Origin of the sequence: Streptomyces sp. SP18CS02 (assembly GCF_036322365.1) — a bacterium.
Lineage (GTDB): Bacteria > Actinomycetota > Actinomycetes > Streptomycetales > Streptomycetaceae > Streptomyces.
In genome coordinates this window covers 190,505-204,572 of sequence record NZ_JAQYXC010000295.1, presented here as the reverse complement: position 1 = coordinate 204,572, position 14,068 = coordinate 190,505, and the positions used below count along the sequence as shown (strand labels likewise).

At 73.6% G+C, this 14,068-nt stretch carries 14 protein-coding genes; 3 read left to right on the top strand and 11 right to left on the bottom strand.

Going from position 1 to position 14,068, the window contains the following annotated elements:
• Positions 1-34: 34 nt before the first annotated feature.
• Positions 35-1,330 (bottom strand): DUF6716 putative glycosyltransferase, encoded by a 1,296-nt coding sequence (locus PUR26_RS27655; RefSeq protein WP_329876278.1) that lies wholly within the window; start codon positions 1,328-1,330, stop codon positions 35-37.
• 187 nt (positions 1,331-1,517) lie between these two features.
• Here PUR26_RS27655 and PUR26_RS27650 point away from each other — a divergent pair, with 187 nt between their 5' ends.
• Both PUR26_RS27650 and PUR26_RS27645 read left to right on the top strand, forming a co-directional pair.
• Positions 1,518-2,495, top strand: a complete 978-nt coding sequence (locus tag PUR26_RS27650; RefSeq protein WP_329876276.1) for a glycosyltransferase family 2 protein — start codon at positions 1,518-1,520, stop codon at positions 2,493-2,495.
• A complete protein-coding gene (locus tag PUR26_RS27645; RefSeq protein WP_329876274.1) occupies positions 2,492-3,925 on the top strand; it encodes a polysialyltransferase family glycosyltransferase in 1,434 nt (477 codons plus the stop codon). The genes PUR26_RS27650 and PUR26_RS27645 overlap by 4 nt, the downstream gene beginning before the upstream one ends.
• On the opposite strand, the gene PUR26_RS27640 is transcribed toward PUR26_RS27645, so the two are convergent.
• The 3 genes from PUR26_RS27640 to PUR26_RS27630 all read right to left on the bottom strand — a co-directional run bounded on the left by PUR26_RS27640 (position 3,903) and on the right by PUR26_RS27630 (position 7,250).
• Complete coding sequence (locus PUR26_RS27640; protein ID WP_329876272.1) at positions 3,903-4,733, bottom strand: MerR family transcriptional regulator; 831 nt, start codon at positions 4,731-4,733, stop codon at positions 3,903-3,905. The two genes, PUR26_RS27645 and PUR26_RS27640, sit on opposite strands and share 23 nt — an antisense overlap.
• A gap of 37 nt (positions 4,734-4,770) precedes the next feature.
• Positions 4,771-5,427 (bottom strand): leucine efflux protein LeuE, encoded by a 657-nt coding sequence (leuE, locus tag PUR26_RS27635; RefSeq protein WP_329876270.1) that lies wholly within the window; start codon positions 5,425-5,427, stop codon positions 4,771-4,773.
• Between the two features lie 242 nt (positions 5,428-5,669).
• The gene (locus tag PUR26_RS27630; protein WP_329876268.1) at positions 5,670-7,250 is read right to left on the bottom strand and encodes an acyl-CoA mutase large subunit family protein; all 1,581 of its coding nucleotides are present in this window, start codon (positions 7,248-7,250) and stop codon (positions 5,670-5,672) included.
• Between the two features lie 197 nt (positions 7,251-7,447).
• Here PUR26_RS27630 and PUR26_RS27625 point away from each other — a divergent pair, with 197 nt between their 5' ends.
• A complete protein-coding gene (locus PUR26_RS27625; protein WP_329876266.1) occupies positions 7,448-8,323 on the top strand; it encodes a L,D-transpeptidase family protein in 876 nt (291 codons plus the stop codon).
• A 262-nt stretch (positions 8,324-8,585) separates the two neighbouring features.
• On the opposite strand, the gene PUR26_RS27620 is transcribed toward PUR26_RS27625, so the two are convergent.
• The 7 genes from PUR26_RS27620 to PUR26_RS27590 form a co-directional block, all read right to left on the bottom strand.
• Positions 8,586-9,623, bottom strand: a complete 1,038-nt coding sequence (locus PUR26_RS27620; protein ID WP_329876264.1) for a hypothetical protein — start codon at positions 9,621-9,623, stop codon at positions 8,586-8,588.
• Complete coding sequence (locus PUR26_RS27615; protein WP_329876729.1) at positions 9,623-10,282, bottom strand: RNA polymerase sigma factor; 660 nt, start codon at positions 10,280-10,282, stop codon at positions 9,623-9,625. Before PUR26_RS27615 ends, PUR26_RS27620 begins: the two co-directional genes overlap by 1 nt.
• A 273-nt stretch (positions 10,283-10,555) precedes the next feature.
• Positions 10,556-11,344: a hypothetical protein gene (locus tag PUR26_RS27610; protein ID WP_329876262.1), complete on the bottom strand. Its 789-nt coding sequence runs from the start codon at positions 11,342-11,344 to the stop codon at positions 10,556-10,558.
• The gene (locus PUR26_RS27605) at positions 11,341-11,901 is read right to left on the bottom strand and encodes an RNA polymerase sigma factor (RefSeq protein WP_329876260.1); all 561 of its coding nucleotides are present in this window, start codon (positions 11,899-11,901) and stop codon (positions 11,341-11,343) included. Before PUR26_RS27605 ends, PUR26_RS27610 begins: the two co-directional genes overlap by 4 nt.
• 102 nt (positions 11,902-12,003) lie before the next feature.
• Complete coding sequence (locus PUR26_RS27600; protein ID WP_329876258.1) at positions 12,004-12,438, bottom strand: hypothetical protein; 435 nt, start codon at positions 12,436-12,438, stop codon at positions 12,004-12,006.
• 102 nt (positions 12,439-12,540) lie between these two features.
• Positions 12,541-13,221: a DinB family protein gene (locus PUR26_RS27595; protein ID WP_329876256.1), complete on the bottom strand. Its 681-nt coding sequence runs from the start codon at positions 13,219-13,221 to the stop codon at positions 12,541-12,543.
• A gap of 98 nt (positions 13,222-13,319) precedes the next feature.
• Positions 13,320-13,997, bottom strand: a complete 678-nt coding sequence (locus tag PUR26_RS27590) for a hypothetical protein (protein WP_329876727.1) — start codon at positions 13,995-13,997, stop codon at positions 13,320-13,322.
• Positions 13,998-14,068: the final 71 nt, after the last annotated feature.

Here is a 14,068-nt window from a genome sequence, read left to right as displayed (position 1 = left end):
GCTTCGGGTCCCGGGGGTCCCTCGGGTCCTCGGGTCACAGCTCGCCCAGACGGCGGATCAGCGGCGCCACGCGCTGGACGCCGTGGCGGTAGGCGCCGCGCGCCAGGCCGCGGACCGCGTCGCGCAGCACGCGCCGTACGCCCGTCGGTCCGGTCCCCTCCGGGCCGCCGTCCAGGCGGTGGCGGGCCAGCACGCCGGGCAGGTAGCCGGGGGCGGTCGTCGCGGTGTAGTACGGGGCGGCCGGCGGCAGGGCGGGGCCCGCGAGCAGGAGGGCGACCCGTTCGCGGGCCTCGTCGAAGGCGGAGTCGTAGGTGCCGTCCGACGCCACGCCCTGGTCGGCCGTCCACTCCTCGCGGGGCACCGGGCGGTGCCCCGCGTCCAGCCGGTCCCAGGAGGTGAGCAGCCCCGAGCCGATGAAGTGGTGGTTGCCGAGTGCCTCGCGTACGCCGAGATCGGTCAGGACGGCCGTCGGTACGCGCCGGTGCAGGGCCTCCAGGGCGGCCGTCGACGAGACGGTGACCAGCAGGTCGGTGCGGTCGAGGACCTCTCCCATGTGCCCGTACACGAGCCGGAAGTTGGGCGGCGGGGAGGGCGGGGCCAGGGAGCGGACCAGCTTCTGGTACGGGAGTTCCTCGATGTGCGTGGTGTGCTCGCCCGGCCGGGAACGGAGCTTGAGCAGGACCTCGCGGTCCGGGTGCAGCCGTGCGTGGTCCACCAGCCGCCGCAGCAGGTACGCGCGCTCGGCCCGGGACGCCGGGACGGACGGCTGGGCCGCGAAGACGACGGTGTCGCGGCCCGGCCGCGGCGCGTAGCGCGCCCCGCCGAGGAACGGCAGCGCCGCCTCGACCACCGCCGAGGCGTCGGCGCCCACCCCTTCGTAGACGGCCCGGAACCGGGCGGCGTCGTGCCGCGAGTTGGCGAGGACCACGTCCGCCCCGTGCCGCAGCAGCAGCCCGTCGGCGAGCTTCTCGTAGACGACGCCGACGTAGCCGGTGACGATCACGGGGCGGCGCGGCAGGTCCATGGCGGACAGTCCGTGCAGCATGGCGCGTACGGTGCCGCCGACGAGTGCCAGGACGACGACGTCGTACGCCTCCTCACGCACCGCCCGGAGGAACCGCGCGGCCGTCACCTCGCGTGGCACGTCCGGGCCCGCGCCGACCTCGGCGAGCTGGCGCGCGGTCGGGGTCGCCCGGCCACGCAGCAGGAATCCGGTCGTGGCCGTGTCGGGCGGGGTGATGCGGCGCGCCGTGAGCGCGCCCCATTTCCATCGGGTGTCGGAGTCGGCGAGTACCGCGACCCGCACCGCTGCACTGGTACGTGAGGGCACGCCGAGGACGCTAGAAAGGCATTCCGTTTCCCGGCCCAACGCGACCGCAACAAAGGGTGAACAGCGTCATGACGCGTTCTGAAACAGGCCGCGGGGGAATCCGGTTAATAAGCACGCCCCGCACTGTTCACCGCGCATCCCTCCCCCGGACAGGATGAATGCCGGGGCACCGCCTAACGTCTCGCGGGTGGTCAAGCTCTCCGTCGTCGTGCCGTTCTTCAACGTGCAGACATATGCCCCCGACGCCCTCGACAGCCTCCGTGCCAACGCACGTGACGACTTCGAATTCCTGCTGGTCGACGACTGCTCGACGGACGGGACGGCCGGGATCCTCCGGCGCGCGGCGCGCGAGCTCCCGGGGGCGGTGCTGCTGAGACACGAGCGCAACGGCGGACTGGCCACCGCGCGCAACACCGGTATCGACGCGGCCCGGGGCGAGTATCTGGCCTTCCTCGACGGCGACGACTGGCTGGCCCCCGGCCACCTTTCCCAACTCCTTTTCCGCATCGAGGAGTTGGGTTGCGACTTCATTCGCACCGACCATGTGCGGTGCACCGGCAGGGCACGCACCCTGCACCGCGTCCCGGTCGGCCGGCGCGGTGAGGTGCTGCGGCCGCGCGACGCGATCCTCCCGGCCGACCGGTCGACCTCGGTGGACTACCCGTACGCCTGGGCCGGCATGTACCACCGGCGGCTGGCCGAACGCGGGCTGCTGCGCTTCACCGACGGGCTGCGGACCGCCGAGGACCGGCCGTGGATCTGGCGGCTGCACCGGGAGGCCGAATCGTTCGCGGCGGTCGGTTCGCTCGGGATCTTCTATCGGCGTGGTGTCTCCTCGTCACTCACGCAGATCGGCGACATTCGGCAGCTCGATTTCATCCGCGCATTCGATCAGATACTCGAAGAAACGGCGGAGGATCCGGATTCCGATCGACTTCTCCCAAAAGCCGTACGGACATACTGTGCGATCATCGCGCACCATCTTGGTTCGATGGAACGATTCGAACGTCCCGTCGCCCGTACATTGCGCTCCATGAGTGCGGCCGCGCTGAGGCGCATGCCGCAGGACATCCTGAAGGAAGCCCTGGACACGATGGACGCCGACCGCGCCTCCCTGCTGCGCAGGCTGCGCCGCCGTCCCGTCCCGGTGGAGGCCACCGCATGACCCGGCTCCCCCGGTCGCACCCGGTCGTGGACCGGTCGGCCACGTCCCCCGCGACGACCCAGATCTTCTGCGCCTCCACCCTGTACGGCGCCGCTACCCTCGCCGCCGCCCTCGACAGCGGATGCTTCGCGCCCGCCGGCCGCCGGCTGCTGCTGGTCGCCAACAACGCCGCCACCCCCGAGACCGCCGTCCCGCTCGACCGCATGCCGGGCTTCGAGCGGCTGCGCGGCCGCTTCGACGCGGTGCTGTCCTGGAACGACGCCATCGCGCCCTTCCACCCGGGCGGCTGGTCGCCCCGGCCCGACGACGTACCGCTGTGGGAGAGGTACCTGCGTCTGCTGTGGGAGCTGGGGGACGACCGGGTCGAGCTGGTCGTCGAGTCCCTCCAGGTCGCACCCGCCCTCTCGATCGTCCAGCTCTTCCAGGACGCGCCGATCGACGTGTACGCGGACGGGCTGATGAGCTACGGCCCGACCCGCAACAGGCTCGACCCGCTGATCGGCGAACGGGTGCGGCGACTGCTCCACCTGGACCTGGTGCCCGGGCTGCGCCCCCTGCTGCTGGGTGAGTTCGGCACCGTGCCGGTCGTCGTACCGACGGAGGCGTTCACCAAGGTCGTCGACGAGCTGGCATCGGCGGAGGAGGAGCCGCAGGCCGCCGGGCCGCCGGGCGCCGCACTGCTCCTCGGGCAGTATCTGTCCGCCCTCGGCATCCTCTCCCCCGCCGAGGAGGAGGCGCTGCACGTCCGGATGGTGCGCGGCGCCGTGGCACGTGGGCACCGCAGACTCCTCTTCAAGCCGCATCCGGTCGCGCCCGCGTCCTGGCAGCGGACCCTGGAGCGGGAGGCGGAGGGCCTGGGCGCCGAGCTGACCGTGCTGGAGCGGCCGGTACTGGCGGAGGTGCTGTTCGGACGGCTGCGTCCCGGCCTGGTCGCCGGCTGCTTCTCCACGGCCCTGTTCACCGCGAGCACCTTCTACGGCATCCCGGCCGCCCGGATCGGTACCGGGCCCCTGCTCGACCGCCTCACCCCGTACCAGAACAGCAACCGCGTACCGGTGACGCTCGCCGACGCGCTTCTCCCGGACCTGGAGTCGCCCCCGGGGGCGGTTCCAGGTCCGGAGGCGATTCCGGAACACGCGGGAACGGACCCGGCGGGCGAGGAACCGGCGGGTGAGGACCCGGCCGGGCTGATCGGGGCGGTGGGCTTCGCGATGCAGCCCCGGATCCGCCCCGATCTGCGCCCGGTGGCCGAGCGGTACCTGGCCGGCCGCCCGGCCCGGCTCACCAGGCGCTACTTCAAGCTGCGCCGTCTGACGGCGCTGGGGCTCCCGGGCGGGGTGCCGGTGCCGCGCAACGCCGTCGTCCGGCGCGCGGTCCGCCATGCCCGCCGCATCAAGCGCGCGGCACTCACTCCCCGGCGGCGGGGGTGACCGGCTCCTGGAGCTCGGTCACCCACGTCGCGCGGTCCTCCGGGCACTCCAGGTAGAGCTCGCGGGCGTACCCGGCGGAACGGTGGCCGCTCGCGTCGATCCAGGTGGCCAGCGTCTGGAGGGTGGGGAGCAGGTGGTCCATCGACCCCCGGTGGACCACGGTCGCCGCGTGTTCGATCCCCGGCAGGACGACGATCTCCACCCCCGGCACGGTGACGCCCTCCGGGACCGTCATCCCCGCGTGGACCGTGATCGACCCGTCCCCCTCCGGGGCGTCCTCGTAGTGGGCGACGCCCGGGCCGAACGAGGTGATCCCGGCGGCCGTGAGGCGTGCGCACAGCTCCTCGTAGAGGGGGCCGACGACCGGGCCGATCCCGGCCGGGTCGAGGCTCCTGGCGGTGCCGGTCAACTGTGCCAGCCGGACGGCCGGAACGCTCTTCAGTACGACATCCTGCGCGGACATCTGTCCCTCGCTCTCGATGGCCCGGAGCCTCGCCGTGACGCCCGCGAGCCGTGCGGCCGCCTCGGCCATCGCCGATTCCAGCTCGGCCTCGCGCAGCCTCAGCATGCCGCGCAGTTCCTCGGCCCCCAGCTCCTCGTCGAGGATCGACCGCACCTGGCCGAGGGGGAAGCCGAGGTCCTTGAGGGCGATGACACGGTTGAGGCGGGCGAGCTGTCCCGCCCGGTAGAAGCGGTAGCCGCTGTGCGGATCGACGTGGGCGGGGCGCAGCAGTCCGACGGCGTCGTAGTGACGCAGCATGCGGACCGACACCCGGCCGTACCTGGCGAAGTCTCCGATGGTGAACATGACGACTCCTACGGCACCGCCTCACACGGTGTCAGGGTCAAGCGCCGGCGAGGGAGAGCTTCACGGCGAAGCCGAGGAAGAGCGCGCCCGCCATCGAGGTGGCGGTGGCCGACAGCCGCTTGCGGCGGCGGAACGCGGCCGCGAGGTGCGTCCCCGTGAAGATCAGGAGACTGAGGTAGAGGACGCTCGCCGCCTGGGCGAGGGTGCCGAGCACCACGAACGAGAGCGCCGGGTACTGGTACGCCGGGTCCACGAACTGCACGAAGAAGGCGATGAAGAAGAGGATCGCCTTCGGGTTGAGCAGGCTGATCACGAAGGCCCGGCGGAACGGCCGCTCCGCCGCGGGGGCCGCGTCCGCCCCGGGCGCCTGCTCGGCCGCCCGTTCGTGCCGGGTCCGCCACATCGACCAGGCGGCCCGGAGCATCCCGATCGCGAGCCAGGTCAGATAGCCGGCGCCCGCGTACTTCACGATCCCGAAGAGCAGCGCGTTGGCCTGGAGCAGCGAGGCGACGCCGGCCGCGGACAGGGTCATCAGCACGGTGTCGCCGCACCAGACGCCCGACGCGGCGGCATAGCCGGTGCGGATGCCCCGGCGGGCCGCGACGGACAGCACGTACAGCGAGTTCGGCCCCGGCAGGAGAATGATCAGGGCGAGGCCCGCGAGATACGTCGGCAGATCGGTGACACCCAGCATGGGCGGAGTGTCGCACAGCGGTACGACACTCCGCCGCCGGGTTTCACCAGCCGGGACCCCGCCGCCCGGGACCGGAACGCGCCGCCGGTACCGGCACCCCGGCGGTACCGGCGGCATCACCCGATCGGTACGGCGGGGAAGGCGCCGGGCCCGGCCGGCACGGCTCGCGACGCGTCGGCGCCGGTCGCCCGGCCGGCCGGCACGGCTCGCGACACCGGCGCCGGTCGCCGGGCCCGTACGGCTCAGAACGCGTCGGCCGGGACGTACGTCCCCCACACCTCCCGCAGCGCGTCGCAGACCTCGCCGACCGTGGCCCGCGCCTTGAGCGCGTCCTTCATCGGGTACAGGACGTTGTCCGTGCCCCCTGCCGCCTTCCTGAGCTCCGCCAGTGCCGTGTCGACCGCTGCCTGGTCGCGCCCGGCACGCAGCTTGGCGAGGCGTTCGGCCTGCTGGGCCTCGATGGCCGGGTCGACGCGCAGGGGCTCGTACGGCTCCTCGGCGTCGAGCGTGTAGCGGTTGACGCCGACCACGACGCGCTCACCGGAGTCCGTCTCCTGGGCGATGCGGTACGCGGAGCGCTCGATCTCGCTCTTCTGGAAGCCGTGCTCGATGGCGTCGACCGCACCGCCGAGGTCCTCGACCCTCGCCATGAGCCCCAGGGCGGCGGCCTCCACGTCGTCGGTCATCCTCTCCACGACGTACGACCCGGCGAAGGGGTCCACCGTGGCGGTGACATCGGTCTCGTACGCCAGGACCTGCTGGGTGCGCAGGGCGAGCCGGGCCGACTTGTCGGTGGGCAGCGCGATGGCCTCGTCGAAGGAGTTGGTGTGCAGCGACTGGGTGCCGCCGAGGACGGCCGCGAGGCCCTGGACGGCGACGCGGACCAGGTTCACCTCGGGCTGCTGGGCCGTGAGCTGGACGCCGGCCGTCTGGGTGTGGAAGCGCAGCATCAGGGACTTCGGGTCCTTGGCGCCGAACTCGTCACGCATGACCCGCGCCCAGATCCGGCGGGCGGCCCGGAACTTGGCGACCTCCTCCAGGATGGTCGTACGGGCCACGAAGAAGAACGACAGACGGGGTGCGAAGTCGTCGACGTCCATCCCGGCCGCCACGGCCGTTCGGACGTACTCGATACCGTCCGCCAGGGTGAAAGCGATCTCCTGCGCGGGCGAGGCACCGGCCTCCGCCATGTGGTAGCCGGAGATCGAAATGGTGTTCCACTTCGGGACCTCGGCCCGGCAGTACTTGAAGATGTCCGCGATCAGCCGCAGCGACGGCTTGGGCGGGAAGATGTAGGTGCCCCGGGCGATGTACTCCTTGAGCACGTCGTTCTGGATGGTGCCGGTGAGCCTGTCCGCCGGAACGCCCTGCTCCTCGGCGACCAGCTGGTAGAGCAGGAGCAGCAGCGCGGCCGGGGCGTTGATCGTCATCGATGTGGACACCTGGTCCAGCGGGATCCCGTCGAACAGGACCCGCATGTCGTCGATCGAGTCGATCGCGACGCCGACCTTGCCGACCTCGCCGTGCGCGATCGGCGCGTCGCTGTCGTGGCCCATCTGGGTGGGCAGGTCGAAGGCGACCGACAGGCCCATGGTGCCGTTGGCGATCAGCTGCTTGTAGCGGGCGTTCGACTCGGCGGCCGTGCCGAAGCCTGCGTACTGCCGCATCGTCCAGGGGCGGCCCGTGTACATGCTCGGGTAGACACCGCGCGTGAAGGGATACGAGCCGGGCTCACCCAGCTTCTCGTCGGCATCCCACCCGCTCAGGGCGTCCGGCCCGTACACCGGCTCGATGGGGAGTCCCGACTCCGACTCGCGCGCCATATGCCATGCCTTCCGGTAGACCCTACTCGCTGGTAACAACTCTCGCGACGGACTGTAGTGAAAGGGCGCGCGGCAGGTGGAGAGCCGCGCGCTGGGACCTTCCTCACAGCATGCTCCGTGGTAGGCAACCAAGCACCCCTGGGAAGCATCCACCAGGTACACACACCGACTCGGGGGGTCCCATGCATCGCACGTCCATGTTGAACAGAGCCCTGCTCGCCGCTGCCGCCGTCGCCCTGGCCACAGGATGCACGGCCCAGGCCGTCGGCGCCGGGGGCCCCTCCTCCCCCACGGCCGCCGCCGGCCCCTCGTCCCCCTCCGCATCCCAGGCCGGGACTTCCGCGACCCCGGACGGCGCCACCGACGGCAAGCCGCCCTCGGAGCCGTCCTCGGAGAGCCCCTCCCCGACCGCCACGGCGGAGTCGTCGCCGTCGGCGCGGGGCAGGGTCCTGATGGCGGAGGGCACGGAGACGGAGCAGGTCCGCGAACTGCAGGCGCGGCTGCGCCAGATCGGCCACTTCCACCGCAGCCCCACGGCCTTCTACGGCTCGATGACCGCCGGCGCGGTCTCGTCCTTCCAGAAGAAGCGCGAGCTGCCCGCCACCGGCAAGGTCGACGAGACGACCTGGGGGCAGCTGACCGCGATGACGCGCAAGCCCACGGACGGGGAGCTGAAGCCGCCGACGAGCAACGAGCTCGACAAGCCCGACGCCCGCTGCATGACCGGCCGGGTGCTGTGCATCAGCAAGGAGAGCCGCACGCTCGCCTGGATGGTCGACGGCAAGGTGGTCTCGGCCATGGACGTCCGTTTCGGCTCGGAGAACACCCCGACCCGCGAGGGGACCTTCAAGGTGGACCGCAAGGAACGGACGTGGGAGTCGACGATCTACCACACGCCGATGCCGTACGCGATGTTCTTCAGCGGCGGCCAGGCCGTGCACTACTCGGCGGACTTCGCCGCCCGCGGCTACAACGGCGCTTCGCACGGCTGCGTCAACGTCCGGGACAAGGGCAGGATCGCGGCCCTCTTCGACCAGGTGAAGGCCGGCGACAAGGTCGTCGTCCACTGGTAGGCGCGGCCGTCGTCCGCTGGTAGGCGCGCGGCAGCCGCCTCGCGGGCGGACCCGGAGGGGACGGGAGAGAAGAGAAGGGATTGGCGCGGGCGGGACCGGGGGAACGTGTCCCGCCCGCGCCAGATGCGCTGAGCCGTAGGTACGGGGGGAACCCCGGCTCGTCAGCGCTGCCGATGACCAGTCGGCTCACTCAGTACTGCGCCGCCGCCTGCAAAAACGTCACACCTCGGTGAGAAGTTTTTTGAAACCGCAGGTCAGAGGGTCAGAACGCCCACTCGGTGAGCGGTACGGACGTGACCGGGGGAAAGGGCCGCCAGGAGATCGACGGGCGGGTGCCGCCCGCCTCGTCCTGTCCGTCGCCCCTGCCGCCGCCGCTGCCGGTGCCACCGTCGGTCTCCCCGGCGCCGGAGCCGTCGCCACCGTCGCCACCGTCGCCACCGTCGCCACCGTCGCCGCCGTCGCCCGCGAGCAGTCTGTCGCAGAACTTGCGGACGTTGTCCCCGCCCTTGGCCGCCAGCTCCAGATGGCGCCTGCGCTCGCCGTCGATGCGGCCTTCCTCGTAGTCGCGGCACGCCTGGACGGTCCTGGTGTACCAGGTGCCACCGCGGCCCGGGACCGGCTTCTGCTCGCCGCTCGTGTCACCGGGGTCGCCCGTGGCGCCCGAGCCGTCGTCCACGGGGCCGGTACGTCCCGGCTCGGGGCGGTCCGGGCCGGGCTTCTCCTCACCCGCGCCGGAGGTGGCGGGCAGGGGGCGGTTGGACGGGGAGCCGCCGGGGTCGACCGGCGTCACGGGCGGCGCGGAGTCCGGCCCGCCCGTCGGCCCGTCGGAGGCGGACGGGCCCGGCGTCGCCTCGGCCGACACGGACGTGCCGGGCAGCGGCCGGTCGTCACCGCCGAAGGCGGTCAGCACGCCCGTGCCCGCCGCCACGGCCACGCCGCCGGCCGCGAGCCCGGCGACCGAGGCGGCCAGCCCCCAGCGGACGGGTCTCGCCCAGCGTGCCGGGCGGCGCGGCTCGGGCGTGAGACGGACCGCGCCCAGTTCCGCGGGCGGGGCCGCCGGAGCGGGCCGCGTCCCCGCGGCCTTCGCGGCACGCGCCGCGCGGAAGGCGAGCAGCGCCGCCTCCTCACCGGGCAGTTCCGACCGGGCCGGGGGCACCGCCCGCAGGGAGTCCAGGGCATCGGCGAGACGCCGCGCCCGTGCCCGCGTGCCGGAATGGTCGTCGGCCCCGTCGACCGGCTCGCCGCGCAGCAGCCGCTCCGCCGCGTCCTGGTCGAGCCATTCCTCGCGCTCGTCGGCCATCACATGTCCTTCTGCGTCCGGGAGCGCCAATGCGTCACACCGGTACGGGCCCCGGAGGCCACTCGGGGCCCCGGCTGGGGCGGTACGGCGCCGAGCGCGGCGCCCGGACCGTCCGTGCCCAGCAGCTCGGCCAGCCGCTTGAGCCCGCGGTGCGCCGCCGTGCGTACGGCACCGGGCCGCTTGCCGAGCGTCTTGGCGGCGCTCTTGGCGTCCAGGCCGACGACGACCCGCAGGATGACGGCCTCGGCCTGGTCCTGGGGAAGCTGGGCGATGAGGTTCATGGTGCGGCCGGTGGCCAGGGCTTCCATGGCCTCGTCCGCGGTGTCGGACTCGGCCGGCTTGTCGGTGAGCTCGGTCTCGTCACCGCCGATGGAGGGGCGCCTGCCCCGCATGCGCAGATGATCGAGAGCGCGGTTCCGGGCGATCCGGGCGGCCCAGCCGCGGAACCGGTCGGCGTCCCCGCCGAACCGGTCGAGGTCGCGGGCGATCTGGAGCCACGACTCGGACGCGACGTCCTCCGCGTCCGCCTCGCCGACCAGCGTGCGTATGTAGCCGAGGAGCCGCGGGTGCACGGCGCGGTACACAGCACGGAACGCGTCTTCGTCCCCGTCCTGTGCCGCGAGCACCGCGGCGGTCAGCTCCGCGTCGTCCCCCAGCACTCCCACTACCCGTTCGTCATCGCGGCTGGTCACCACCGCCGCGCCGGACAGCGCGCAGCAGCACGCTACGTCCTCGCGCGGCGTTGAGTCCATGTCTAGTACAACCTGCAACATCATGCCGACGGTGTGCGGTGTGACAGAAAACGCATGCATGGCGCTGTTAGGAGTACGGGGCCGTACGCGGACCCGCGGACGGCGACCGGGGCCTCTCCTGTGGGGGGTGGCGGCCCCGGTCGCCTTCCAGTAATTGGCCGGTATTCACCTGTGACGCCGTCAACTCCGCTTGCGCTCGGCACCCTTGCCGTCACTGCCGCCGCAGCCCCCAGCGCCGTCGCCACCGCTCTCGGCGCCACCACCCCGAACCTTGTCCGGACGGGCCTTTCCGGGCTCGACGGCCCCCTCCGCCTTGCGTGAAGGCTTCTCCGGCTTCTCCGGCTTCTCCGGCTTCTCCGGCTTGTCCAGGTTCTCCGGGTTCACCGGCTTGTCGGCCCTCTCGCGCTCCGCGGACTTGTCCGTCTTATCCGTCTTCTCTGGCTTGTCCGTCTTCTCGGGCTTCTCGGGCTTCTCGGGCTTGTCGGGCCCCTTGACCTCCTCGGGCCGGCTCGACCTGCCGCTTCCGGCCCCCGCCTCCCCGCCGGGGCTCTCGGCACCCGTTTCCGGTGCTCGCGCGGAGCCGGCCGGCAGGACCGTGCGCCGCGGGTCGCGCTCGGCGGACGGTCCGCGCGTCGGCGGGGGCGCCGTGGCCGTGGGTCCGGGAGCCGTCCCGCCGCTTCCGAACGGTGTGCCGATCACCCCGGTGCCCGCCGCCACCGCGACACCGCCCAGCAGGACGGTCGCCGCCAGACCCAGGGCCGCGGCCTTCAGGGAGCGCCGCCCGCCCCGGGCCGGCCGCCAGTCGTCCCGGCGCCGCGTCCCGCCGCGCGCGTGCGCGCCGGCGTCGCGCGCCGCCCGGAACGCCGCGAGCGCCCGCTCCTCGCCCGCCGGATCGACGACGTCGACCCGCACGGCCGCCGCCAGCCGGGCCGCCGTCTCGCGCGGCCGCTCCTCCGGTTCGCTTCTCATCCCCTCGCTCCGCCCTGCCCCAGTCGCCCGGCCAGCTTCTTCAGCCCCCGGTACGCGGCCGTGCGCACCGCTCCCGGCTGCTTGCCCAGCACCCGCGCCGTCGCGGGCCCGTCGAGCCCGACGACCACCCGCAGCAGCACCGCTTCGGCCTGCTCGCGCGGCAGCCCGCGGATCAGGGCGAGCGCCTGCTCGGTCGACAGGGTCTCCATCGCCGCGGCGGCCGTGTCCTGGCCGCCCGGCATGTCCAGTACATCCTGCTCGATCAGCGAGGTGCGCGGGCTGCGCCGCTGCTTGCGCAGATGGTCGAGCGCCCGGTGGCGCGCGATCGTCGCCGTCCAGCCCCGGAACCCGGCCCCATCGCCGCGGAACCGTCCCAGATCACGCGCGATCTCCAGCCAGGCCTCGGCCGCCACGTCCTCGGCGTCGTCGCCGACCAGCCCCCGAACGTATCCGAGCAGCCGGGGATGGACCAGCCGGTAGGCGCGTGCGAACGCCTCCTCGTCGCCCTGCTGGGCACGCTCGACGGCAGCGCCGAGCTCCGCGTCGTACGCCCCCACGTCCGCCTCTTCGTGCCGGTTCTCCGGTTTCCCCCCGCCTAGCTCTGCGTACCGGCGCGCGGAAATGTCACAGCGGCTCCCACGCCGCGCGCACGGCGGCGCTCACAGCAGCGCCCTTCGGCCCACCCGGCCGTGCAGGGTGAGGTAGAAGCGCTGGACGGACTCCTCGGAGCCGTCCTCGAACCGGTTGATGACCTTGCCGACCGGATTCCAGTACCGCCCGTCCGGCATCCGGATGCCGACGGGCTGCCCGAACAGGGCCCGCTGTCCGGCGTCGAAGTCGATCCACCGGCCGCCGACCCGCCGCACCATCACCTCGCCGGTGTACGCGCCGAGGCCCCACAGGACCGGTTCGATCCGCGTCCGCTCCGGCTGGTCGCGCCGCAGCCCGTCGACCACCAGGTCGACGAGCCGCAGGCTGGCCGCGGTGTAGTCGAGCGGTAACCGGTGGCGCTCCGTCAGGCGCGCCACGAAGCCCGCCACATAGGAACGGACGCCGTGTGCGCCGGGCAGTGTGCTGGTGCGGTCCCCATCCATGCCTGATCAAGCGACGACGGGCGCGTGATCGTCACGCGGGTGCCGGGGCGGGTGCCGCACCCGGCTTCGTACGGCACGGCGCTCGGCGTCAGGCCGGCCGGCTCAGACGCCGGCCGGCACCGCCCCGTGCCACCGCCAGGTGGTGAGCCGCTCGCGACCGGGGAGCCCGCCCCGGCCGGTGGCCCACAGGAGGGTCGCCCAGGGGTCGGTCTCCCGCGGGGCGTCGGGGAACAGCCGGACGAGAACGCGGCGGCAGAGCCCGGCGGGCGGGGTCCACGGGACGCCGAGCCCCTCGGCGACGTCGTGCGTGTGGACGAGGGTCTCGACGACGCCCATGGCGGCGAAGCCCTCCGCGTCGGAGGGGCCGAAGACGTGATGGGCGCGCACCTCGGGCGGGGTGGCGCGGACCATGGCGGTGAGCATCGCGCCGCACGCCTCCAGGACCTGCAGCAGCCCGGCCGCTCCGGACTCGCGGTCGGCGAAGGTGACGTTGGCGGGCCCGCCCGGGCGCCGCGCCCGCCATGAGAACGGGACCTCCCGGTCGAGCGGCGGGGCCTCCGGGCCCAGCTGGGCCGCGTAGGCGAAGAGATCGTCGGCGAGGTGCTCGACCGTCTCCCAGCAGCTCCACTCCAGGGATCCCGCCCTGGCGTCCCAGTCGCCGCCGGCCGCCCCGCGCAGCGTCGCCACCGCGAGGCGCACGGCGTGCCGGACGTCGTCGGCCGTCACGGGGCTCCCGTCGTCGGCGTGAGCGCTTCCGCGGCGGGCCGGTCCGTCGGTGCTCATGGCGCTCCTCGCAGTCGCGGGTGACGTGTCCGGGGCCCTGGGAGAGGGGCCCGCGTCGGCCGCAGTCTCGCACAGCGCCTGCCCGGCGCACCGATCGTTCAGGGGGCCGTCAGCGCGGCTCCGGAGGGTGTCTCGCCGCCCCGGGTCCGCCGCGAGACGACCGCGCGCAGGACCCGCTGGCCCTCGGCCGACAGGTCGAGAACGCGCCGCACGGCGTCCGGCGACCCCTCGGCGAGGATCTCCAGGGCCAGGGTCTGGCGCCGCAGCTCGCCACTGACGAGGGGGCCGAGGGTCTCGGTCCCGCCGGTCCGGCAGGCCGCGGGCGAACCCGAGGGTGCGGCCTCCAGGCGGTGGTGGAGTTCGAGGGCCATCCGTGAGCAGGCGTCCGCCCATTCCCGCAGCGGCCCCTCGGCCCAGTCGGCGGGCGCGGCGCCCAGGGCCTCGCGCACCAGGCCGGCCTCCCCGGCCGACGGGGCGTCCGCACCCGGTGCGGCGTCCGCCCCCGTGCCCTGCGCCGGTCCCGTCCCGGCCGCCCCTGCCGGCGCTCCCCCCTCCGGCGTTCGCCCGGCCGTCGGGGCGGCGCCGTCGAGCGAGGCGCCGGCCTCCGCCAGCCTGCCCGCCCAGTGGGCGCCGCCCTCCGCGACGGCGCCCCACAGCGGCCGCAGCGTCTCGGCGGGCGCCGGGTCGAGCAGGGGCAGGCAGCGGTCGAGGCAGGCGACCGCCGACGCGGCCAGCCCCCGCTCGTCGGCCTGCGTGATCAGTTCCACCAGGCTCAGGCTCATGGACGTCTCCCGTCACGGACGCGGTACGTTGCCATACTGCGCCGTGTGGCGGGATTTCGTCACTA

What these genes read in the sequence shown, in the direction of transcription:
- PUR26_RS27620 (WP_329876264.1), bottom strand. Translation starts at nt 9,623, where the DNA reads ATGGCCGACGAGCGCGAGGAATGGCTCGACCAGGACGCGGCGGAGCGG.
- PUR26_RS27625 (WP_329876266.1), top strand. Translation starts at nt 7,448, where the DNA reads ATGTTGAACAGAGCCCTGCTCGCCGCTGCCGCCGTCGCCCTGGCCACA.
- PUR26_RS27645 (WP_329876274.1), top strand. Translation starts at nt 2,492, where the DNA reads ATGACCCGGCTCCCCCGGTCGCACCCGGTCGTGGACCGGTCGGCCACG.
- PUR26_RS27610 (WP_329876262.1), bottom strand. Translation starts at nt 11,344, where the DNA reads ATGAGAAGCGAACCGGAGGAGCGGCCGCGCGAGACGGCGGCCCGGCTG.
- PUR26_RS27595 (WP_329876256.1), bottom strand. Translation starts at nt 13,221, where the DNA reads ATGAGCACCGACGGACCGGCCCGCCGCGGAAGCGCTCACGCCGACGAC.
- PUR26_RS27630 (WP_329876268.1), bottom strand. Translation starts at nt 7,250, where the DNA reads ATGGCGCGCGAGTCGGAGTCGGGACTCCCCATCGAGCCGGTGTACGGG.
- PUR26_RS27600 (WP_329876258.1), bottom strand. Translation starts at nt 12,438, where the DNA reads ATGGATGGGGACCGCACCAGCACACTGCCCGGCGCACACGGCGTCCGT.
- leuE (WP_329876270.1), bottom strand. Translation starts at nt 5,427, where the DNA reads ATGCTGGGTGTCACCGATCTGCCGACGTATCTCGCGGGCCTCGCCCTG.
- PUR26_RS27640 (WP_329876272.1), bottom strand. Translation starts at nt 4,733, where the DNA reads ATGTTCACCATCGGAGACTTCGCCAGGTACGGCCGGGTGTCGGTCCGC.